This is a genomic window from Leptospira paudalimensis, from assembly GCF_026151345.1.
GTDB lineage: Bacteria > Spirochaetota > Leptospiria > Leptospirales > Leptospiraceae > Leptospira_A > Leptospira_A paudalimensis.
On the sequence record NZ_JAMQPR010000001.1, the window covers coordinates 1,785,002 to 1,804,796 of the forward strand.

At 40.1% G+C, this 19,795-nt stretch carries 23 protein-coding genes and 1 pseudogene; 1 reads left to right on the top strand and 23 read right to left on the bottom strand.

What is annotated here, in order from left to right:
• Positions 1 to 2: 2 nt before the first annotated feature.
• The 6 genes from ND855_RS08295 to ND855_RS08320 all read right to left on the bottom strand — a co-directional run bounded on the left by ND855_RS08295 (position 3) and on the right by ND855_RS08320 (position 7,008).
• On the bottom strand, positions 3 to 1,229 hold the full coding sequence (locus ND855_RS08295) for a type II secretion system F family protein (RefSeq protein ID WP_265357961.1): 1,227 nt from the start codon (positions 1,227 to 1,229) through the stop codon (positions 3 to 5).
• A gap of 5 nt (positions 1,230 to 1,234) precedes the next feature.
• A complete protein-coding gene (gene gspE, locus ND855_RS08300) occupies positions 1,235 to 2,911 on the bottom strand; it encodes a type II secretion system ATPase GspE (protein WP_265357962.1) in 1,677 nt (558 codons plus the stop codon).
• Positions 2,908 to 4,668, bottom strand: coding sequence for a type II secretion system secretin GspD (gene gspD / locus ND855_RS08305; RefSeq protein ID WP_265357963.1), 1,761 nt, complete (start codon positions 4,666 to 4,668; stop codon positions 2,908 to 2,910). The genes gspE and gspD overlap by 4 nt, the downstream gene beginning before the upstream one ends.
• 1 nt (position 4,669) lies before the next feature.
• Positions 4,670 to 5,584 (bottom strand): general secretion pathway protein GspC, encoded by a 915-nt coding sequence (locus ND855_RS08310; RefSeq protein WP_135604360.1) that lies wholly within the window; start codon positions 5,582 to 5,584, stop codon positions 4,670 to 4,672.
• A gap of 29 nt (positions 5,585 to 5,613) precedes the next feature.
• A complete protein-coding gene (locus ND855_RS08315) occupies positions 5,614 to 6,534 on the bottom strand; it encodes a peptidoglycan DD-metalloendopeptidase family protein (RefSeq protein ID WP_265357964.1) in 921 nt (306 codons plus the stop codon).
• A gap of 96 nt (positions 6,535 to 6,630) precedes the next feature.
• Positions 6,631 to 7,008 carry a type II secretion system-associated lipoprotein gene (locus tag ND855_RS08320; protein ID WP_322113561.1) on the bottom strand — a complete coding sequence of 126 codons (378 nt, stop codon included), beginning with the start codon at positions 7,006 to 7,008 and terminating at the stop codon, positions 6,631 to 6,633.
• A gap of 74 nt (positions 7,009 to 7,082) precedes the next feature.
• Here ND855_RS08320 and ND855_RS08325 point away from each other — a divergent pair, with 74 nt between their 5' ends.
• A complete protein-coding gene (locus ND855_RS08325; protein WP_265357966.1) occupies positions 7,083 to 8,564 on the top strand; it encodes an ATP-binding protein in 1,482 nt (493 codons plus the stop codon).
• Here the strand turns inward: ND855_RS08325 and ND855_RS08330 are convergent, their stop codons facing one another.
• From ND855_RS08330 to ND855_RS08405, 17 genes and pseudogenes are all read right to left on the bottom strand, one after another.
• Positions 8,565 to 8,765, bottom strand: coding sequence for a hypothetical protein (locus tag ND855_RS08330; protein WP_012476271.1), 201 nt, complete (start codon positions 8,763 to 8,765; stop codon positions 8,565 to 8,567). It lies immediately after the preceding gene.
• Between the two features lie 102 nt (positions 8,766 to 8,867).
• Positions 8,868 to 9,212 (bottom strand): YraN family protein, encoded by a 345-nt coding sequence (locus ND855_RS08335; protein WP_265357967.1) that lies wholly within the window; start codon positions 9,210 to 9,212, stop codon positions 8,868 to 8,870.
• 69 nt (positions 9,213 to 9,281) lie between these two features.
• The gene (locus ND855_RS08340; protein WP_265357968.1) at positions 9,282 to 10,469 is read right to left on the bottom strand and encodes an HD-GYP domain-containing protein; all 1,188 of its coding nucleotides are present in this window, start codon (positions 10,467 to 10,469) and stop codon (positions 9,282 to 9,284) included.
• A 34-nt stretch (positions 10,470 to 10,503) separates the two neighbouring features.
• Positions 10,504 to 10,764, bottom strand: coding sequence for an EscU/YscU/HrcU family type III secretion system export apparatus switch protein (locus ND855_RS08345; protein WP_265357969.1), 261 nt, complete (start codon positions 10,762 to 10,764; stop codon positions 10,504 to 10,506).
• The gene (locus tag ND855_RS08350; protein WP_265357970.1) at positions 10,761 to 11,435 is read right to left on the bottom strand and encodes a hypothetical protein; all 675 of its coding nucleotides are present in this window, start codon (positions 11,433 to 11,435) and stop codon (positions 10,761 to 10,763) included. The genes ND855_RS08345 and ND855_RS08350 overlap by 4 nt, the downstream gene beginning before the upstream one ends.
• Positions 11,410 to 11,874 (bottom strand): ribonuclease HII, encoded by a 465-nt coding sequence (locus ND855_RS18840; RefSeq protein ID WP_407658707.1) that lies wholly within the window; start codon positions 11,872 to 11,874, stop codon positions 11,410 to 11,412. Before ND855_RS18840 ends, ND855_RS08350 begins: the two co-directional genes overlap by 26 nt.
• Positions 11,875 to 11,913: 39 nt before the next feature.
• Positions 11,914 to 12,216 (bottom strand): annotated as a pseudogene (locus tag ND855_RS18845) (ribonuclease HII); the annotation flags it as partial.
• Positions 12,213 to 12,644, bottom strand: coding sequence for a 50S ribosomal protein L19 (gene rplS / locus ND855_RS08360; protein WP_100728732.1), 432 nt, complete (start codon positions 12,642 to 12,644; stop codon positions 12,213 to 12,215). The gene rplS and the pseudogene ND855_RS18845, both read right to left, overlap by 4 nt.
• Positions 12,645 to 12,652: 8 nt before the next feature.
• On the bottom strand, positions 12,653 to 13,306 hold the full coding sequence (gene trmD, locus ND855_RS08365; protein WP_135618339.1) for a tRNA (guanosine(37)-N1)-methyltransferase TrmD: 654 nt from the start codon (positions 13,304 to 13,306) through the stop codon (positions 12,653 to 12,655).
• Positions 13,296 to 13,832, bottom strand: coding sequence for a ribosome maturation factor RimM (gene rimM / locus ND855_RS08370; protein ID WP_265357971.1), 537 nt, complete (start codon positions 13,830 to 13,832; stop codon positions 13,296 to 13,298). The genes trmD and rimM overlap by 11 nt, the downstream gene beginning before the upstream one ends.
• Complete coding sequence (locus ND855_RS08375) at positions 13,822 to 14,052, bottom strand: KH domain-containing protein (protein ID WP_012388646.1); 231 nt, start codon at positions 14,050 to 14,052, stop codon at positions 13,822 to 13,824. Before ND855_RS08375 ends, rimM begins: the two co-directional genes overlap by 11 nt.
• 7 nt (positions 14,053 to 14,059) lie before the next feature.
• Complete coding sequence (gene rpsP, locus ND855_RS08380; protein ID WP_100717122.1) at positions 14,060 to 14,317, bottom strand: 30S ribosomal protein S16; 258 nt, start codon at positions 14,315 to 14,317, stop codon at positions 14,060 to 14,062.
• 47 nt (positions 14,318 to 14,364) lie between these two features.
• A complete protein-coding gene (rpe, locus tag ND855_RS08385) occupies positions 14,365 to 15,027 on the bottom strand; it encodes a ribulose-phosphate 3-epimerase (protein WP_265357972.1) in 663 nt (220 codons plus the stop codon).
• A 1-nt stretch (position 15,028) separates the two neighbouring features.
• Complete coding sequence (locus ND855_RS08390) at positions 15,029 to 16,048, bottom strand: PASTA domain-containing protein (protein ID WP_265357973.1); 1,020 nt, start codon at positions 16,046 to 16,048, stop codon at positions 15,029 to 15,031.
• On the bottom strand, positions 16,045 to 17,013 hold the full coding sequence (gene fmt, locus ND855_RS08395) for a methionyl-tRNA formyltransferase (RefSeq protein WP_265357974.1): 969 nt from the start codon (positions 17,011 to 17,013) through the stop codon (positions 16,045 to 16,047). Before fmt ends, ND855_RS08390 begins: the two co-directional genes overlap by 4 nt.
• Before the next feature lie 9 nt (positions 17,014 to 17,022).
• Positions 17,023 to 18,975, bottom strand: coding sequence for a replication restart helicase PriA (gene priA / locus ND855_RS08400; RefSeq protein WP_265357975.1), 1,953 nt, complete (start codon positions 18,973 to 18,975; stop codon positions 17,023 to 17,025).
• Position 18,976: 1 nt separating this feature from the next.
• Positions 18,977 to 19,795: a hypothetical protein gene (locus ND855_RS08405; protein ID WP_265357976.1), complete on the bottom strand. Its 819-nt coding sequence runs from the start codon at positions 19,793 to 19,795 to the stop codon at positions 18,977 to 18,979.

Here is a 19,795-nt window from a genome sequence, read left to right on the forward strand (position 1 = left end):
CTCTACATCCCCTGGATTTCTTGAGTTAGTTTATACATTGGCGTCATAATCGCCGCCATAATGGTAAAAATAATTCCACCCATTACAATGATCATCATGGGTTCTAAGGATTGGGTCAAAGATTTTATTGCTGTATCAACCTCAGATTCGTAGATTTCTGAGAGTTTGTTCATCATTTCCGGAACCTTATCAGAAGCCTCCCCAGCACTGAGCATCCCGAGAACCATTTGCGGAAGCACTTGTGAACCTTGTAAGGAATCAGATAATTTTCCACCTTCTTTGATTTTGATGATCGCTGCATCAATCTCTTCTTTAAAAACCGTATGCCCAACCACATCCGATACAATATTCAGTGAAACAATTAAGGGAACTCGATTTAGGAGTAAAATAGACAGATTTCGAGCAAAATTGGATACTAAGATTTTCCGGAGTAAGGTTCCAATTACAGGTAGTCCCAGTAAAAACTTATCCCAAACTTTTTTTCCCTCTGGAGAACTTTTCCACTTCAAAAATCCAAGAAAACTAAACGAAATCAGACCCAAAATAAAATACCAATAATTGGTTAAGACATAGGATAAAAAGATCACAGCTCGTGTGAGAAGTGGAAGTTTTGCATCAAAGGATGCAAATAATTGTTCGATTTGGGGAATCACAACAACAAGTAAAAAGATCGATACACCAAGTGATAGTAGACCCATAATCATCGGATAAATCATTGCCACTTGCACTTTCGATTTTAATTCAGAAGATTTTTCTTCCAATTCCGCTAACCGGTGCAAGGTGTTTTCGTAATTTCCAGTGGACTCACCAACAGAAATCAAACTGGGATATTGGTCGGGAAACACAGTTTTGTGTTTTTTCATCGACTCTGAAAGGCTTGACCCTTCCGTGATATCCGCCCGCATCTCAATCAAAACTTTTTTGAAATAGATATTTTCAACTTGGTCAATGATGGATAACAAACACTTATCGAGTGGAATTCCTGCTCCAATCAGAGTTCCCAATTGTTTACAAAAAAGTCCCACCTCTTTTCTTGGAATTCGATAAAGTAGTTTGGATAAAAAAGGAAATAATTCTCGTTCTTCCTTTTCGCGGTCTTCTTGGATGGAACGAACATACAGGCCTTTTGCTTTTAGTTTATTACGTGCTGCTTGTAAATTGACAGCATCAATGATGTTCTTTTCTTCTTTTCCCTTTTTATTAAAGGCAACGTATGTATAAAGTGGCATAAAACTTACGATACCCGAAGGACTTCTTCCGGAGTGGTAACTCCTTCTATGACCTTATACTTTCCATACTCTTGTAAGGTGGAAAGACCATTTTTCACAGCAAGTTCTTTGATCCGATTGGCATCTGCACCCTGTAAAATCGCACGTTTGATTTCATCATTCATGGTGAGAAGTTCATACAAACCAGTTCGTCCTTTGTATCCAGAATTGAGACAAGAACTACAACCCTTTCCACGATACAAAACACCATTTTTCAGTTCTTTTCTTTGGATCCCAAGGCCCGCCAAATCCTTGTCAGTTGGTTTGTATGAAGTTTTACAATCTTTGCAGATGACACGTACAAGTCGTTGCGCCATAAATCCAAGTACAGAACTTGTGATGAGATAAGGTTCAATCCCCATATCCACAAGCCTTGTGACAGCAGAAGAAGCATCATTCGTGTGTAAGGTGGAAAACACCAAGTGACCTGTAAGCGATGCTTGGATGGCGATCCTAGCTGTTTCTTCATCACGGATCTCCCCTACCATCACAACATCAGGGTCTTGACGTAATATCGAACGAAGTCCTGCAGCAAATGTGAGACCAATTTTATCATTCATTTGCATTTGGGAAATTCCATCCATTTGGTATTCCACTGGGTCTTCACAAGTAATGATGTTTCGTTCTTCCGTATTGATTTCCGAAAGTGCGGAATAAAGGGTAGTTGATTTTCCCGATCCAGTTGGACCAGTTACTAAAATAATTCCATACGGTTTATATATGAGTTCTTTAAATTCTTTTAGGATTTGAGGATTAAATCCCATGGTTTCTATCGAATATTTTTGGTCTGTTTTATTCAATATCCTCATTACAATTCGTTCTCCGAATTGGCAAGGAATGATCGATACCCGCACATCCACATCTTTGCCGGCTAATCTAAGTTTGATCCTACCATCTTGAGGAAGCCTGTTTTCCGCAATGTTTAGGTTCGACATAATTTTGATACGAGTGGAAATCCCCGCCAAATATGACTTTGGTGGATTTAAGACTTTTTGCAAAACACCATCTACACGGTATCTAACCACAACAGACTTTTCAAAAGGTTCAACGTGAATGTCCGAGGCCCTTTCAGAAACAGCTTGTGATAAAATCACGTTCACCATTTTTATGATAGGTGCTTCATTGGATAAATCTAGGGCATCGGATTCAAAGGCATCGGAAAGATCTCCGAAACTTCCGTCCATCTCATCCATCATCTCTTTTGCTTCTGCAGTTGTTTTGTCAAACTGAGAATGGACGATGCGCATGATTTCGTTTTCTGTGGCGAGAACGAATTGGATTTCGTATCCTTTTAAGAAAGAACGCATATCATCCATTGGGTGGAGATCTGTTGGATCACTTGTCGCAACAAAAACTTTCTTTCCTTTCACAAGGAAGGGAACAATTTTGGAACGTTGCACAAGTTTGAGAGGAATTTTGCTAAAAATTTCGTCACTGGCAACAAACTCAAGTTTGTCGTAGAACTCCATTTTATGGAGTTTTGCGAGTGCCTTTAGAATATCGGTTTCAGAAGCGAGACCTTTTTTTTGGATGATGTGAGTGATGGGAAGATTTGTTTTTTCCTGTTGTTTGGAAATGTCTTCTAAATCCTTAATCGTAAGGATTCCATCTTCTAAAAGAATCTGACCTAAACTTTTTCTCATCTCAGTTTCTTTTCTCGTTCATCCACCATCCTTTCTTGTTCATTTTTCTTTTGGATGGTCATACGATCCGATTTATCTCGATCATCTAGAATATGCGGAGTTAAAAATACCATCAAATTGGTTTTTCGATTTTGATTGGTAGTGCGGCGAAACAAAGTTCCAAGGAGTGGGATCTCACCTAAAATTGGGATTTTTTGTACTTTTTTCTGTTTGTCATTGGAAAGAAGTCCTCCAATCACAATGGTTTGGATATTGTCCACAACAATGGTAGTTTTGATATCACGTTTATTGAAGGTTGGGTTTCCTCCAGTTGCTTCTGAAGAAATCCCTGCTACGTTTTTGATTTCTTGGTACAAATCAAGAGTGATTCGGTTGTTTTTATTGATGTGAGGAGTGAATTTGAGTTTAATCCCTGTTGGGCGGTATTCAAAGTTTGCCACTGTAACCGCGTTGTCACCCCCAAGTCCCGCATTTCTATTTTGGGTTCGTACTGGAACGTCCTGACCCACATTAATTTCTGCTTCTTGGTTGTCCAAGGTCAAAATTTGCGGAGCAGACAATACATTGAAGTTTTCATTCGTTGAGTTTGCGTTTAAGATACCAATGATTTGTTGTCCACCCCGTCTGATAAACCCAAGTGAAAATCCAGAAAGAGTGTTTACGTTTGTTGGTCTACCGTTTTTATCGATCACACCACCTTGTGCCGCAAGACCAGTGTTAAACTGTCCATAGGCAAGTTCTTGGTAACGCCAATCGATACCAAAATCATTTAGATCTGTGGAACTGAGTTCCACAATGAGTACCTCGAGTAACACCTGTTTTCTTGGGGTATCTAATATTTTTATGATCTTTTTGATTTCTTCCCATTCTTGTGGGGTTGCCGTTACTATGAGAGAGTTTGATTCTTTATGGGCAACCGCTTTGATTTTATCTTGTTTACCAGGCACTCTTTGTGCTTGGGGATTTTGTTGTGGAGGAGGAGTTTGTTTTGCTTCTTGACCCGCTTCTCCAGGTGGCCCTTGTGTTGGAGCCACAGGTGCATCTGGCATATCCAATTTGACAAGAATGGCTGCAAGTTTTTCTGCTTCATTGTATTCCAATGTATAAATATGGATGTCACCCGCAGAAGAAATGGACCCTGGTCCATCAGCTCTTACATCTAAATTATCAACTAACTTTAGTAACTTGTTAATGTCAGCAGTTGATCCAGAAAAGATAAGAGTGTTTTGGTTTTTAGGAATGATAATATCAGTATCAGGGCTTGTCACTCGTTTGAGAATGGGCTCAAGTTCGATCGCATTTGAAAATTCTAATGGAACAATTTGAGTAATAGTTTTGTTTAATGCAACTTCTGATTCAGAAACAGGTTCTTTTCCAATCCTAACAATTTGAGATTTCGCAAGTGCATCTTTAATTTTAACAACTTTGATCAAATCGTTTTCTTCTATGAGACCAAAACCCTGTGTTTCTAAAACGGACTTCATAAATCCAAACGCATCTTCAATTCGCACACGTTTCTGAGAGATGATTGTGATTTTTTTACCTTTCACTGCATCATCAATTAAGATGTTCTTTTTGATGATGGCACTCATTCCCATAAGGAAGTCTTTGAGTTCCGTGTCTCGCCAATCTGCTGTAAAACTTGCTGGTTCTTGGGAAGTTTTTGCTTTTGGTTTCCCTTTCTCCTGTGAGAAATTGGGTGTCACGATTAAATAAAGGCAAATGCATAGTATAACGATTGGGAGACGATTTCTCATTTTAATTCCGAATGATAAATTCATATGTGATAATTTTGCCTTGTCGTTCTAAATCCACTGTAATTTTCGGAGCCTGTTTGATTGAACCCCAAATTTCCAACATTTTCTCTGTTTCATTGAGTGGCATTCCATTAACTCGTTTGATGATATCACCACCACGCGCGCCAAGTGAATAAAAGACATGGTCTTTTGCCACCTGATAGATTTTGTAACCCTCGATCTTTCCGTCTACCAAATGAGGACCAAACCTTGCATTTTTGTAAATAGTGTTCGGGTCTTTTAGCTTACGATTGACATCTTCTCTGGATAGAACTTTTTGAATGGTTTGGCTCGAAGGACCCAAATTGGAGACAGCCGCCGCATCTTTTGGCCGGATTCTCTCTTTAGCTTGCGCTGGAGTTTCCCCGATATTGACTCGAAGACTAAGGCCTCCTTTTTTAAGCACCACGTAGTGTTGTTCAATGGTTTGGACTTTGTAACCACCTACCATTTCACCTACACCATATTCTTCCGAATCGTTGTTTTGTTTTTCCCGAATGGTGACCCGTGCAAAGGACCAGTGGCCAGACAAAGTACCTGTGACAAGCATCTGGTCATCATCTCCATTGTCTTGGGCGATTTCAGGGTCAAGGGGACTTCCGTCCGCACCCCGTTTTGTGGCATCGTTTGGATCAAACACCTGACCTCGTATGAGGTTCCCAGTCACCATATCTTCATAGGTACTAACAGCAAGGATCACTTCTTGTCTTGTTTGTTTGGGACGGACTTGGCTTCCTACATTCATCCCAGTTTCAGTAGAAAATAAAAGGAGAAGGACAAGTTTTAATAAGTACGCAAGGGAAAACGAAAATAACAAAACCACCGGAATCAATGTTAAAAACTGACTCGATTGGATTCTTTGAAGGATTAAATTCATGCTCCCCACAAATCGGAGGAATACTCCGATTACATTCCAGCTACTTCAGATTTGGGAAGTTTTGTGACATGTTTTTCTGTCATGCCAAGAGCTGATTCAGGATTCATAATTTTCCCGTTTCGGAACACTTCAAAATGCAAATGTGCCCCAGTAGCTGTTCCTGTCCTACCGACAAGTGCTACTACCCTGCCCATCTTCACCGTTTCCCCAACCTCAACTAAAATCTGAGAACAATGGGCGTAAACTGTTTTATACCCATTTTTGTGTTGGATGGTCACGGAATTTCCATACCCACCATTTCGGCCCGTAAATACAACTTCACCATCGGCAGCTGAAAGGACGGGTGCCCCCACTTTCGCAGCAAGATCAAGTCCAGAGTGGTACACCCGGTTGTATTTGTTAAACGGGTCCACACGGCGTCCAAAACGAGATGTAACTCGGCTTTGTGGCACAGGTAAAATGAAAATCTTTTTTAAAACAACTCTGGAAGAAGAAGCATTTTTGACTTGGACAGGCACTTCTAGTACTTGCCCTACTTTTAGTTGGTCATTCGTAAGGGAATTTGCTTTCTTCAATTTCGCAACATCGATGGAAAAGGAACGGGCAATTTTCGAAAGATTGTCCTTTTTTTGGACGGTGTATTTTTTCACAACAATCCCTGATTCATGAACGACTGTGTTACTGACAACAGGGGAAACATCAATGTATTTGGGAAGGTCAAGAGAAGCAAGTTCCACTTCTTCTTCTTCCGATGTTTGGTTCACACCAACTGCGAATAATTTGTGAACTTCCGATTCTTGGGATTGGTTACTAAAAAGGCGAAATACAGTTCCATCCCCAGAAGGAAGGCTATCATTAATTTCTTGGTGGATTTTTTGGAATGGATTGGCAGAAAGACCAGTCCCCCCTACGAACAACAAAACGAATGTTACCAACCGAAGAACCTTCACAGATATCCTATCGGGAACTAAACCGAAGATTCTTGAATGAGAAAGAAAGAAAGCTGGAAAATCAAAATAATCGAACAATGAGAGCATCCCAAACCTTTATTTCTTTGTTTTTTTGGCGTTTTGTTCTACGAGTGTGAATTTCTGGTTCACCCACTCTTCCACATCCGCCAAGTCATATTCTCTTTTTTTCACATCATCATTGATGATATAGTCTGCAAGTTTTCCCACCGAAGACTCACGAGACTCTTGGATTGGGTAGACCTTAAGTTTTAAAAGAGAGGGAGTTGATTCGATGTAGATCTTAACGAGGGTACCTTTTTTCCAAACTTCCGTTTGGGAAAATTTGATCTCATCACGCAGCGCGTATGTTTTTCCATCATAGAATTCATTGATCTCCCTTAACTTTTCTTTTTTGATCAGTCGTTGTGAACAGTGGCTGAACACAAGGACAAGAACGAGGGGAAATACACGAATGATACTACAAACCAAAGCAAACTCTCAGGAAAAGTCACCATGATGCCTTAATTATGAAAAGTCTTTTTTATTTTTTGGACCAAAAGCGATTCATTCCACCTCTTTTCCATGTGAGCCCCAAACGAGCAGAAGTTGGAAGTTTGTTATATGAATGGAATGGAACAAAAGAAATCCAAGTCGAAGTCGGGATTAGGAGGGGTTTCCCCCAGTTTCAAATCTTGGGCAATGTCCCACAAGAGGCAAAGGAAGCCAGAGACCGCATCCGTTTGGCCATAGAGGCCTCTTCCTATGATTTTCCTATCGAAACCATCATCATCAATGTAAAACCCACACACATCCAAAAGAGGAAGATTTCCCTGGATTTGGCAGTTGCGGTTGGAATCTTACAAGCAACTGGCCAAATCCCAATTCCAGACCCAAACATCCTCTATTTGGGAAACTTGGGCCTTGATGGTAGCCTCGTCGGAGGAAAAGAACTTCTCCCATTCCTTTGGCAAAGGGCAAAAGAAGAAAAAAAAATCCTTTGTATTCCGACGAGTTTACAACTCTTTCCGTTACCAGAAGGTGAGTATTATTTCCTTTCCCACTTACAAGATTTAGAATCGATCGGAAACCAAAAACCGGAAATTCGAAACCAAACATTCGATACAAATCACACACTAGATTGGGAGGAAGTACTCTTAAATCCTTATCAGATGAAAGTCTTCCAAGGTTTGTTATATGCCATTCTCGGTAACCACCATAGCATTTTACTTGGTAGTCCTGGTGTGGGCAAAACCATGTTACACAGGTTACTCGAACCGCTCCTTCCACCTCGGATCCCTTCTTTCTACAAGAACACTGGAAGTTGGACATCAAAAGGTGAATTTGAGGTTCCCACAAACAAACCTTCCTTTCGTTCACCTCACCATTCTACCACCGAAGTGGGGTTAATTGGTGGTGGACTTCCCTACCAACCTGGCGAAATCACAAAAGCAGAAGGAGGAATATTATTCTTAGATGAAGCTCTCGAATTTAAAGACCGAATCTTAGAGAGTTTACGAATGCCCATGGAAGATTCTTATCTTGAAATCACGAGGATGAATGAAGTGACAAAAATCAAAACAGATTTCACTCTCCTACTTTCTTCGAATCCTTGCCCTTGTGGAAATTACCAAAGCCAAAACCATTGCCATTGTTCCTTACAAAAAATTCGATTGTACCTTCAAAAAATTAGCGGAGCTTTTATCGATCGTATCACTATATTCCAAACACTCTTTGAAACTTCTGATGAACGTAATATACGATTGGAAGAAATTCGATTAAAACAAATCGTAAAAGAAAAATTCAGTTTTCAAAAGGAAAAATCCATTCCTTCCGAAGAACCACTTTCTATATTGAAACAATTGGAAATAGGTAAAGATACAAAACATTTATCCTTACGAAAGAAAAAACAAATTGTTTCTCTCGCAAGGACGATTGCAGATTGGAACCTCTCCCCTAGAACAAAGGAAGTACATATTCAAGAGGCTTTGGATTATACTTTGGGATACCAGTGGATTTATAGCCTAGGATGATTATTTGGAAATAAAATGTGATATTTCCATTGCAATCTTGTTGATTGCATAATCCATATAGGCAGGATCATCGATTTTTTTCTTATAGGTATCAAATTTTTTTTGGATCGTAGATGCCATTCCCCTTTTGCGAAGGAGTACAGGATCTGGTCCAAATTCATCGGTTTCTGCTAAATTCCCAAATACACTAAATTGACTCATGTGGTTACTTCCTTGTAACAATCAAACTCTCATCCTTGAGAGCGTTTCCCTTGTGGGATACAAAACCAATCGGTTCGGTACAAAATTCCCTTGATGAAGTATTTAGAAGATTGACGAATAAAAACGCACTTCCTTTTTTTCGGTGATATGGAGCAAATTAAAACTAGGTGTTAGGTGGTAAAAAGCAGGAATTTCCTGTAATAAATGAAAATACACCTTCCGCATTCGATCACGTTTTGTCACATGAAGGCATTCCTTTGGATGAAACCCATTTTTTTCATTCCAAGTTTTGACTTCCGAACAATGAAGGGTTTCGTTCGTAAGACTAATTATGTCAATTTCACCGATCCGTTTTCGGTAATTTAGGAAGAGAATCGTATGGCCTTGGGATTCTAAAAAATCACGAGCAAACGTTTCCCCGAGTTTTCCAATCGTTGTTTTATTCAAATTAAAAACCTTTTCATCTTATCTCCTTCTCATTTTCTTGAAAAGGAAAAATGATCGATTCACGAATCTCTAATAGATCTGAGAGAATGGAATGGCTTGTTGGATGTATAAATTTAAATCTTTCATTAAATCTACAAATTCCAGATGTTTGAGTCGTTTGCCATCTGCATCCTTTGTGACTCGGATAACAGGTCTTAGCGGTTTGTCTTTATTGGATTCAATCACCATACCCATTCTGAGGTCAGAAAGTACAACCCCGGAACCCACTGGGAACATAGAAAGTTTATTTAAAAAGAGCCTTACCATTTTTAAATCAAAACGGTTCACATTTTCACTGATCATGATCTTCATCGCTTCATAAGGAAGGATGGCGGCACGGTAGGGCCTTGGGTGGATCATAGCCGCAAATTGGTCGGCAATCATAAAAACCTTTGTGAGTTCTTCAATTTGGTTGGCAAGGATCCGTTGTGGGTAACCTGATCCATCCAGTGCTTCATGGTGTTGCAAAGCAACAATCGCCAGTGAGTTCTTTAATTTTAACCTTTGGGTAAGGATTTGGTATCCTGTGACTGGGTGGCGTTTGATGGTCTTTAAATCTAGTTCTGTAAGATTGCCTTTTTTTTCAGAAACTTCTTCAGGGACAGTGACCATTCCGATGTCAGCAAAAAGAGAAGCAAGGGCCAAATCAATGAGTTTGGGTCTTGAGAACTCTAAGAAGTTTCCTAACATCACTGAAAAAAACGTCGCATAACAAATATGAGTATACAGGTAATACCCCGAGTGGGAATGCGATAAAAGTAAAATCGGAATCTGTGCGTTAGTTTTAGTGTGATCGGCTATTCGTTCTGCAATTTCTCTGAACTCTCGGATTTCCGTATAACGACCTTCCGATGCTGATTTATAAGTTTTTTGAACTAAGTCAAAACAATCTTTGAATACTGCATTAAATTCAACCTTGGATGAATTAGCCTTTTCTAAAAGGTATTTATACCGAGTGGAGTTTTCATCATCTTGGTAAAATGGAAGGTTGGTATCAAAATAACCAGGCCCACTCGTAGCAGAGGATTTGTCATTTTGATCCGCTGTGACTTTTTCTCCATCAGTTAGGATAAACGTGATTCCAAATTGCACGAGGCGGTCTAAGTCTTGTTGTGTGATAGGTTGGTCGGCTCCAACAAAAACAGTATCCTTATCCAGGTAAAGAGACTTGGTAAACTTAGAACCAGCTTCTAAGTCACGTATGGAGATTTTCCGCATAATTGCGTAAATCTTAGTAGGAAGCGTAGAAACATCAATTGTTTTTCTTTTCTCTTTCTAAAACCAGGATTCGAAAGACAGTTGCGACCACTTCATACAATTCTCTCGGAATTTCTTTCCCATTGGGGAGATGTTCTAGTGTACTTACCATCACTTCATCCCTCACAATGAAGACGCCTGCCTCTTCTGCAATTCGAACTAAATGATTTGCCAAATTCCCTTCTGCTTTGGCGACAACTTTTGGTGCCATCTGTTCTTTAGGGTTGTAGGCAAGGGCTACCATTTTCTTTTTCATCTATAATCCCCGTTAAAGGAAGATTGGTTCCATTCCTCAAAACTGATACTTCCAATTTGAGGGAAGTCCCGTATTAAATCCTGTAACTTCTGTTTGAGGTCTGGTGAAACCGACTGAGTTTCATCATTTTCCATTCCATGACTCACAAACTCGATGTTCACAGGATTTTGGTTTTCTGGTTCATAATAAAAAAGAATCCCCAATGGACCAAACCCCTCCGCCTTCCAAAACACATAGAGTGTACATCCTTTTTCATTGGGTTCCACGACCATCTCTAGGTTTTCTTTTCTTTCACGTTTATGAACGGATAGAAAATCTGTTCCCTTCGATTCTCCGAGGAAAAAATTCCAAATGCCTTTTAAGGAAGTGGGTTCACTGGTCCGAGAGTCACTTCCGCTATATTTTGTAAAGGTTTCCCAACGCGATAATTCCTTGGCCTTGCTATTTGTATAATGATGGGAAACAGTAAGTTTCTCTTTTGGTATGGGTTTTTCATTTCCAAGAATCTTCCCAAGGGCAGGATTCCTTGTCTGTTTTTGGATTGGGTGGATTGGTTTTTTGACCAAACTTCCGTTTGTTTCTAAATCTTGTGGGAGTGGTTTTCCGATCGAACGTAGGAGTTGGGAAAGGGCAGTACCAGAAACATTAACGGGAGAAAAGAGAGGGCTCACTCCCTTCCCTTCGGAGAAAATCACAAAAACTCAACCGATGGATGGGAGAAATTCCGAGTTTCCTGAGTGCCTCCCTATGCTCTTCTGTGCCATACCCTTTGTGTTTGGCAAAACCATACCCAGGGTATTTCCGATCCATCTGTTCCATGTATTCATCTCGGTAGGTTTTCGCAAGGATAGAAGCCGCAGAAATCGATGGTACTAAATCATCTCCCTTAGGAATGGAGAGATACCCTTCGATGGGGCTTGAGAGTTTTAGTTTGTAATTCCCATCCAAAAAAAGAAAGGGGCTTCGTTCCGGATTTGAATTGGGATCTTTTTGTTCGGCTGGGGACTTGAGATCGGATGAGGATAGATTTCCTTCATTTAGGTTTTGGGAAGGAAGACTTAGAATTCCATTGGGATACGTCTGCCTCTTCAGTGAATTATCCTTCGGCAATGCACGGCCTATCCCGTAAAAGATGGCTTGGTTGATATTAAACTTATCGATGAATTTCGCACTGACAAAGGAAACATGCCAATATCGGACGTATTGTAAGATATCCTTTCGGAGTTCGAGTCGTTTGGGTTCGGGGATTTTTTTGGAGTCGCGGAGGCCTTTTAAGATCTCACCTGACTGAATTTTTTTTAGCGTATCAATTTCGAAGGAAACACAACCAACAGATACTGGACCTGCAAGTGTGCCACGGCCAGCTTCATCAAAAGAAAAAGTGACTAATTCGGGGATTTGGAATTCAGGAAAAAACGGCCGTTTGATGGCCGTTAGATCGAAAGAAATTATGCGCTAGGTGCTTCTGCTGTGGCTGCTTTCGCTGCCTTAGAAGCTTCGTCCTGTCTCTTTTTGTCTTTGGCAACAATTGCTTGTCCGCCTTTTCTTTCTTTGATACGTCCTGCTTTTCCTTTTTTATCACGGAGATAAAAGAGTTTTGCACGACGAACAGATCCTTTCCGAACGAGTTCAATTTTTGCAATTCTTGGGCTATGGAGTGGGAAAATTCGTTCCACTCCGATATCGTAAGAAACACGTCTTACAGTGAAAGTTTTGCTTTGCGATTTGTTCGCAATGGAGATCACAACACCTTCGTAAACCTGAACACGTTCTTTTCCAGATTCAACGATTTTGTAGTGAACTTTTACAGTATCACCAATTTCGAAATTAAGTTCGTTCTTTGCTTCGCCTGCGAGTGCTGTTTCTAGAATCTGATTCATGGCTTCCTCTAAGAATGATTTCTTGTTTTGCGGTTTTTTTGCCGCCATTTCCGGATCTCTTCATGATGTCCACCGAGGAGCACGTCAGGAACAGTCCAACCCATAAAATCATAGGGTTTTGTATACTGGGGGTATTCTAATTCTTCCGTTTCGTTGTGTGATTCTTCGAGAAGGCTTTCTTCCTTCCCCAAAAACCCCGGTACAAACCGAGACAGGCAATCTGCCACAACGAGAGCAGCTAAATCCCCCGATGAAATAACATAGTTTCCAATGGCCACTTCCCTGTCAATTAAATGCTCCGTGACACGATGGTCGACCCCTTCATAATACCCCGAAATCAAGGTAAAGGTATCAGATGATTCAAAAATTTCACGAGCCAAGGTTTGGTTGAATAGTTCCCCCGAAGGGCTAAGCAAAATGACCTTCCCTTTTTTCTCACCCAATGATTCGAGAGCGCGGTAAATGGGTCCCACCTGCAATAACATGCCTGGACCACCACCGTAAATGGTATCGTCTACCTTCTGGTGTTTGTTGTCGGCAAAGTCTCGTAAGTGCACGGTGTTGATTTCCACAACCCCTTGTTTGACGGCTTTACCAGGGATCCCTGTATCAAAATAAGAAGTGATTTTTTCTGGGAAAAGGGTGATGAAATTAAACCTCAAACCACTGCTCCCATTGGATCATTTCAAGTGTTTTTGTATCTAAATTCCAATCCCCCACAAATCGATTGAGAAAGGGAACTAGGATGGTTTCCCCTTCGCCTGAGATGGGTTTACATTCTAAGATAGGATGAGCTGGGTTATCGATGACGTCAGTGACTTTGTAACCGAGTGGTGTTTTGGTATCTTTGGAGATGGTTTCGAGACCAATTAAGTCTTCTGTATAAATTTCCCCATCGTTTGGTTTCGGAAGGTCTTCCTTTTTCCAAAGCAAGGAGAATCCTCGATACTTCACCACCGTTTCTGGAGTGTCATACCCTTTGATCTTTACGAGATAATGATTCCCATTGGGTTTGATCAATTCAATTTCAATCGTTGAAGTTTTGCCTAGAGTGTCTTGGACAGTGCAGGTGGTAGGAGCTTTCAGAGAACTCAGTGTTTCCCCTTCTGTGAAAACTTTGATGGACCCTTTGATTCCATGTGAGGATCCAAAGACCCCCACTTTCACTAAACTTGGTTTAGTCGACAATTTCTAAAGTATAGTTTTTGCCTTGTTTGGTTCCCGCGGCTTGTAACACCGTACGAAGAGATTTTGCAATCCGTCCGTTTTTTCCGATCACCTTCCCGAGGTCTTTTGGAGCCACCCGAAGTTCGATCACAGTTTCTTCCTCTCCGGGTACTTGGTTGACCGCTACCTGGTCTGGTTGGTCAACGAGAGATGTCACGATATAACGAACTAAGGAATCCATGTACAGACTAACCTTTGAATTTTGACCAAACGTCGTCTTTTTTCAAAAGAGCGAGTACAGTCTCAGTTGGTTGTGCGCCTTTTTTTAACCAAGAAAGAGTTTTTTCTTCGTTGAAAGTCGCTTTTTTAACAGCAGAAGCAGTTGGGTGAAAGTGACCAATCGCTTCGATGAATTTTCCATCTCGTGGTGCACGAATGTCTGCTGCAACAATGCGATAATGCGGGTCTGCTTTTGTTCCCGTTCTTTGTAATCTTAATTTAACCAAGGAAAAATACCCCTTTTCTAGCGAGTTTTTTAAATAGGGACGTTCTGTCAAGAGCGAGTTCTGGCACTTGCAGCAAGTTCCTTTAATTTTTTACCCTGAGCGTTAGGATCACCTGTTTTGTAGAGCCCAGAGCCCACAACAGTGATGTCCACACCCAGTTTTGCAAGTTCTTCCATATTGGATTCGTTCACTCCCCCATCCACTTCCAATTCAATATTGTATGGTTTTGTGAGTTTGCGAACCGCGGCGATTTTTTCAAAACCCGATTTCACAAAGGATTGTCCATAAAACCCAGGGTCCACTGTCATGAGAAGTACCAGGTCCAAATACGGTAAAATTTGTGAGATGGAATCAGGAGGGGTTTGTGGGTTTAAGGAAACACCTACTTTGATCCCTTGTTTTTTGATCTCTTCCGCAAGACGAACCGAGAAGTTTGTCGTTTCAATATGGAAAGTAATACAATACGGTTTTAGGTCAAAGTATTTCGGAACATGGAGTTCTGGATTACTCACCATGAGGTGAACGTCGAGGGGAATGTCTGTGTGAGACTTCACTTCCTTTGTGAAAGCTTCCCCAAAAGAAATTTGTGGTACAAAATTCCCATCCATCACATCAATGTGGATGAGATCAATATTTTCCTGTTTGTATGTAGGAAGTTCCTGGGAAAGACCAGTGAGTTTTGCGGCAAGAATGGATGCAGATATTTTCATCTTAGTATTTTCCTTTTAATTTCCAAACTTTGGCAACACCCGTTTCTTTTCCCAAAAGGGTGACTTTTGTATTGGCGAAACGATGGACAACCAAACGTACAATTTCATCTTCTTTTAGGCTTTGGCTTGTTAGAATTTCTTTTTCGATTTCTACGTCTTCACCAGGTTTCGTGTAACTTACCTTAGCAGAATAAATATCATCATCATCAATTTCGTATTCTAAAAATTCGTAATCTTGTACAAGCGAGGTAGAAGGTTTTAGATAAAATGCTCCAATTTCGGCACCTGTTGGTTTTAAATCTAAGGAAGAAACAAGTCCATGCCCTTCACGAAACTCAGGTTTTGTGGCTTCTTTGATGCGGTAGGGAATTTTTTTCCTTTGTAAATAATCCACGGCAAAAGGCACTGGAATGCCAACTAACTTGGATTCATCGGAACCATCTTTTAAAGTTTGGTTGGTTTTTTTATCTGGATTCGCTTCCGTCACAAGCAGGTAAATTTTTTCACCAGAATGGGTTTCTTTTCCTGGTGCAGGGATTTGGTCGATGATGGTATCAGCTGGTTCATCTCCCACGGCAGGAACATAAGTGATCCCACCAATTTGTAAGGGAACATAAACTTCACCAGATAATACTTTTTCCAAAATGGCTTTTGCCCGTTTGAGATCTTGTCCTTTCACATCGGGGATTGTCACTCGGTCAAACCCAATGTTGACTGTTAAGTACAATTTAGATCCGGCCTCTACTTCTTTTCCCGCATCAATGGATTGGCTTAAAATGATCCCATCTGTTTTTTCCGGAATCCGTTCCGATTCCAATCGTACTTTGAGTTGCAAACGTTGCAATTCGTTATGCACTTCAATGTAGTTTTTCCCAATCACATAAGGCATCATCACCTTTTGTTCTTCTTTGGTACGAACCACAACAACAAGGAAGGCAGCGACAAAAAATACTAAAAGTCCTAAGGAAACAAATAGAACATAACCACTGTAAGGTAAAATTTTAAGAAACTTTTCTTTCACGTAAATGATTCTCCGGCCAAAACCCGCGCCCCATTAAAAAATTCAAAACCTTTCATGGGTTTTTTCCCTTCGGGTTGTAAGGTATCTATACCAAGCAGGTTTCCGTCTCCACAGAGACAGAAAAGCCTTTTTTTCTGGTAGAGAAAAAAGGAACCCGGTTTTGTTCCCTCCGGGATCGGGATCTGTTCAGCTTGTTCCAGAGGTAAATAAGAAGAGATAAGGATTAGTTTTTTCTCTCGGAATTCCGTCGTAGCGAGCGGGTCTGGGGATAACGCTCGGATTTGGTTGTGGATCTCCTTTGCCGATTTTGTCCAGAGAACTGGCCTATGGTTTGCCGTAATCTTTTGGCAATGAGTGGCTTCTTCTTCCTTTTGCGGAGTACCGATCAATCGTTCTCCAGTCGATTCTACAGTTTTTAAGAGCTGGATGATTTCTTCTCCCCCCAGTTTTGTGATGGTTTGCAAAAGAGATCCTGTTGTCTCTTCCATCGGGATCTTCCAAGACTTTTGGGAAATGATATCCCCTGAATCCACAGCTTTTGCAAGGTATTGGATCGTAAACCCAGTAACCTCATCCCCGTTTAGAAGAGCACTTTGTACAGGAGAGGCACCTCTGTATTTGGGAAGGAGACTTCCATGTAAATTGATACTCCCCCATTTGGGATCTAAAAACACAAGGTCAGGCACAATGGATCCATAGGCATAGACCACATGCACGGGAGACTGGTAAGAAAGAATTTGTTTCTGTGCTTCTTCATCAGTGCGAAGGCGAGGTGATTGGATCACAGGAATTCCTTTTTCTTCTGCAAACATTTTCACTGGCGTGGGAGTGATGATTTGTTTTCTGCCTACAGGTTTATCCACATTGGTTACTACAAAATCCACCTGTATCCCCGCATCGAGAATCATCCGAAGTAATTCTTTAGAGTGTTCTGGGGAACCAAAATATCCAATGGAGAGTTTCATGTGTTTTCCTTATACAAGTTCCAACGGATCCAAGTCATATTCAATATAACATTTAGAATCCATTTTGAAGTTTTGTTTTGTTTCTTTTAATAAATTGCGGAGTGTTGAAATTGATTTGCTTTTTAGCAAAATATGATATCGGAAGTTATTATCAATTTTATAAAATGGGCATTGGCTTGGTCCTAACATGATAACGGAATCGTCTTTCATCTCTTTGATCAATTCGCTATAAAGCACAGATTGTTTGTTTGCTACCTCTTCGTATTTGGAACGAAAGACTAGTCTTGCAAGCCTAGCAAATGGTGGGTAAAATAAATCTTTTCTAAATTGTAATTCCCATTCAAAAAAAGCAGGGTAATTTTGTTCCATTGCCATCTTGAGTACAGGGTGTTCGGGATCGTTCGATTGGATGATGACCTCTCCTGGTTTTTCCCCTCGTCCGGCACGACCAGCCACCTGAGAGACAAGAGCATACGTTCTTTCGCTACTACGAAAATCAGGGACACCTAATCCATGATTGGCGTTAAGAATTCCAACCAAGGTCACATTCGCATAATCTAAACCCTTGGCAATCATTTGGGTTCCTGTCAAAATATCAAGTTCCCCTTCTCCTAATTTTTCTAATACGGAACGAGTCACATCTTTGTTTTTGGAACTGTCCTGATCAAGGCGTTCAATCCTTGCTTGTGGGTATAAAGAAAGTAAATACTCTTCTAATTTCTGTGTCCCAGCACCAAAAAGTTCCAAATCTTCACCCATCATTTGTTTTAAATTACGAAAACTAGATTTATACCCACACAAATGGCAACGTACTGTTTGGTCGGAGTGGTAACAAAGAGTTGCTGTACATTTGGGACAATGGACAAACTCTTTTGTGTTAGGTGAAAATATAAACGGATTATAACCACGCCGATTCAGAAGTAAGATGATTTGTTCTTTTTTTTTCAGTCTGTCTGCGATCTTAAATTGTAAATCACCTACGATGAGATTTTTGTCCTCATGTTTTTCCGCCATTTCTACCTGTGGAAGTTTTGCCAAAGGATTCGCACGTTTTTCCAATTTCGAAAACCCAATTTGCCCTGACTTAGCAAGGTAATACAATTCAACACTTGGTGTTGCCGATCCGAGTAAAAGTTTGCCACCTGATTTTTGGATTCGTTGTAATGCGACTTGGCGGGCATGGTAACGAGGGGATCCGTTTTCTTTATAGGAACCATCATGTTCCTCATCCATAATGACAAGCCTCAGGTCAGAAACAGGGGCAAAAATGGCGGATCTTGTACCAATACAAATTCGTTTTTTCCCTTCCTTTAAATCCAAATAATTTTGAAATTTTTCGGAGATCCGTAAGTGAGAATGTAAAACAGCCACTTGGCCAGGAAAAATGGTTTCGATCCTAGATATGGTTGGAAAGGTGAGTGAAATTTCAGGTACAAGGAAAATGACTGTCCCTTTAGGTTCTTTCAATATCTCCAATATCAAATGAAGGTATACTTCTGTTTTTCCACTCCCCGTAATTCCATATAACAAATGTGTGTTGGAAGCCTTATTAGTTTTAATCTCTTGGAATGCTAATTGTTGTGAGTCATTTAACGGATGTAAAAGATCAGATTGGATGACAAAATCTGTTCCTTTCTCAATTTTCCTTTTTTTGCCTTTCGGTACCATTAAAAACAATGCTTCTCCAAGGGAAGAAAGGTAATGGTCAGCCATCCAAGTGGCTAAATCTAATTGTTCGCTAGTAAGAACGGGTTCATTGTCAATTTGTTTGAGAATGGTTAAGGTTTCGTAATTTGGTTCGTTCTTGTGGAGTTCAATGACAACTCCATCCCATTCCTTTCCATTGAGTGGAACAAGGACTCTCATCCCTGGTTTAAGACCTGTCATCTCAATTGGGACTATATAAGTTAAAGTTTTACTTTCCCAAGATAAATTAAGAGCAATTTCCGCATATTGGATCATTTTATAAATAAGGTATTAAAATGGATAAGTGAGAGATAAAACTATCTTCCAAGTCTTGTTTTTCTTTACCATACTGGAAAAGATTGGTTTCAGAATCTGCTTTTTTCGCTTTTTCTCCAAGGAAAACAAGTGCTTCTGGTGACCTAGTTGTTAATAATGGAATTTTCATTCCACCTAACTCCCATTCCATCACTTTCCCCAATTGTTCCTTTGCTTTTTCTGCACCAAAAAGTAACCTAGCAGAAGATCCTAAGATTACGATTGCTTTGATTCCAAATTCCTCAACGGTTTCTTTTACATGAAACTTACAGTTATCCAAACGAGTGTTCCAATCCGAATCTTTTGAATCTGTATGAGAAAATGTACAAGCTGGATACTCTTCATAATAAAATTCTTCATACGAAAATCCAAATACTTTTTTAACAATTCCATCCCAACTGATTTCCGTTAGTTTGTCTTTAAAGATCTGATTGGGCCTTGTTTTTGTAAAAGGTTTCTCTTTTGCTGTGGTAGCACCTGAATAATGTAATACTAAAATTGGTTTTCTTCCTTTGTGTAAAAACTGCCTAACTCCACTTAGTTTTCCTTGGCATAATGTACAAGAGAAATTGATAAGTTCTCTATTTTTCCTTTGGCTTTCCTTCTGTTGTTTTTTCTGAATTTCCAAAGATTCTGGAACCTTTGATTTCCAGGGAAATACAAAATCATTAGGATCTTTTTCATTTTGGAAACGAAACACGGAAACAGATTGGTTTTGGATCAGGAATTTTGATTCTTTTAAAATATCGGAAAATGTTTCTAAAATTGTTTTTTGGTTCAT

What these genes read in the sequence shown, in the direction of transcription:
- ND855_RS08295 (WP_265357961.1), bottom strand. Translation starts at nt 1,229, where the DNA reads ATGCCACTTTATACATACGTTGCCTTTAATAAAAAGGGAAAAGAAGAA.
- gspE (WP_265357962.1), bottom strand. Translation starts at nt 2,911, where the DNA reads ATGAGAAAAAGTTTAGGTCAGATTCTTTTAGAAGATGGAATCCTTACG.
- gspD (WP_265357963.1), bottom strand. Translation starts at nt 4,668, where the DNA reads ATGAGAAATCGTCTCCCAATCGTTATACTATGCATTTGCCTTTATTTA.
- ND855_RS08310 (WP_135604360.1), bottom strand. Translation starts at nt 5,584, where the DNA reads ATGAATTTAATCCTTCAAAGAATCCAATCGAGTCAGTTTTTAACATTG.
- ND855_RS08330 (WP_012476271.1), bottom strand. Translation starts at nt 8,765, where the DNA reads ATGAGTCAATTTAGTGTATTTGGGAATTTAGCAGAAACCGATGAATTT.
- ND855_RS08340 (WP_265357968.1), bottom strand. Translation starts at nt 10,469, where the DNA reads ATGCGGAAAATCTCCATACGTGACTTAGAAGCTGGTTCTAAGTTTACC.
- ND855_RS08345 (WP_265357969.1), bottom strand. Translation starts at nt 10,764, where the DNA reads ATGAAAAAGAAAATGGTAGCCCTTGCCTACAACCCTAAAGAACAGATG.
- rplS (WP_100728732.1), bottom strand. Translation starts at nt 12,644, where the DNA reads ATGAATCAGATTCTAGAAACAGCACTCGCAGGCGAAGCAAAGAACGAA.
- ND855_RS08375 (WP_012388646.1), bottom strand. Translation starts at nt 14,052, where the DNA reads ATGGATTCCTTAGTTCGTTATATCGTGACATCTCTCGTTGACCAACCA.
- rpe (WP_265357972.1), bottom strand. Translation starts at nt 15,027, where the DNA reads ATGAAAATATCTGCATCCATTCTTGCCGCAAAACTCACTGGTCTTTCC.
- fmt (WP_265357974.1), bottom strand. Translation starts at nt 17,013, where the DNA reads ATGAAACTCTCCATTGGATATTTTGGTTCCCCAGAACACTCTAAAGAA.
- priA (WP_265357975.1), bottom strand. Translation starts at nt 18,975, where the DNA reads ATGATCCAATATGCGGAAATTGCTCTTAATTTATCTTGGGAAAGTAAA.
- ND855_RS08405 (WP_265357976.1), bottom strand. Translation starts at nt 19,795, where the DNA reads ATGAACCAAAAAACAATTTTAGAAACATTTTCCGATATTTTAAAAGAA.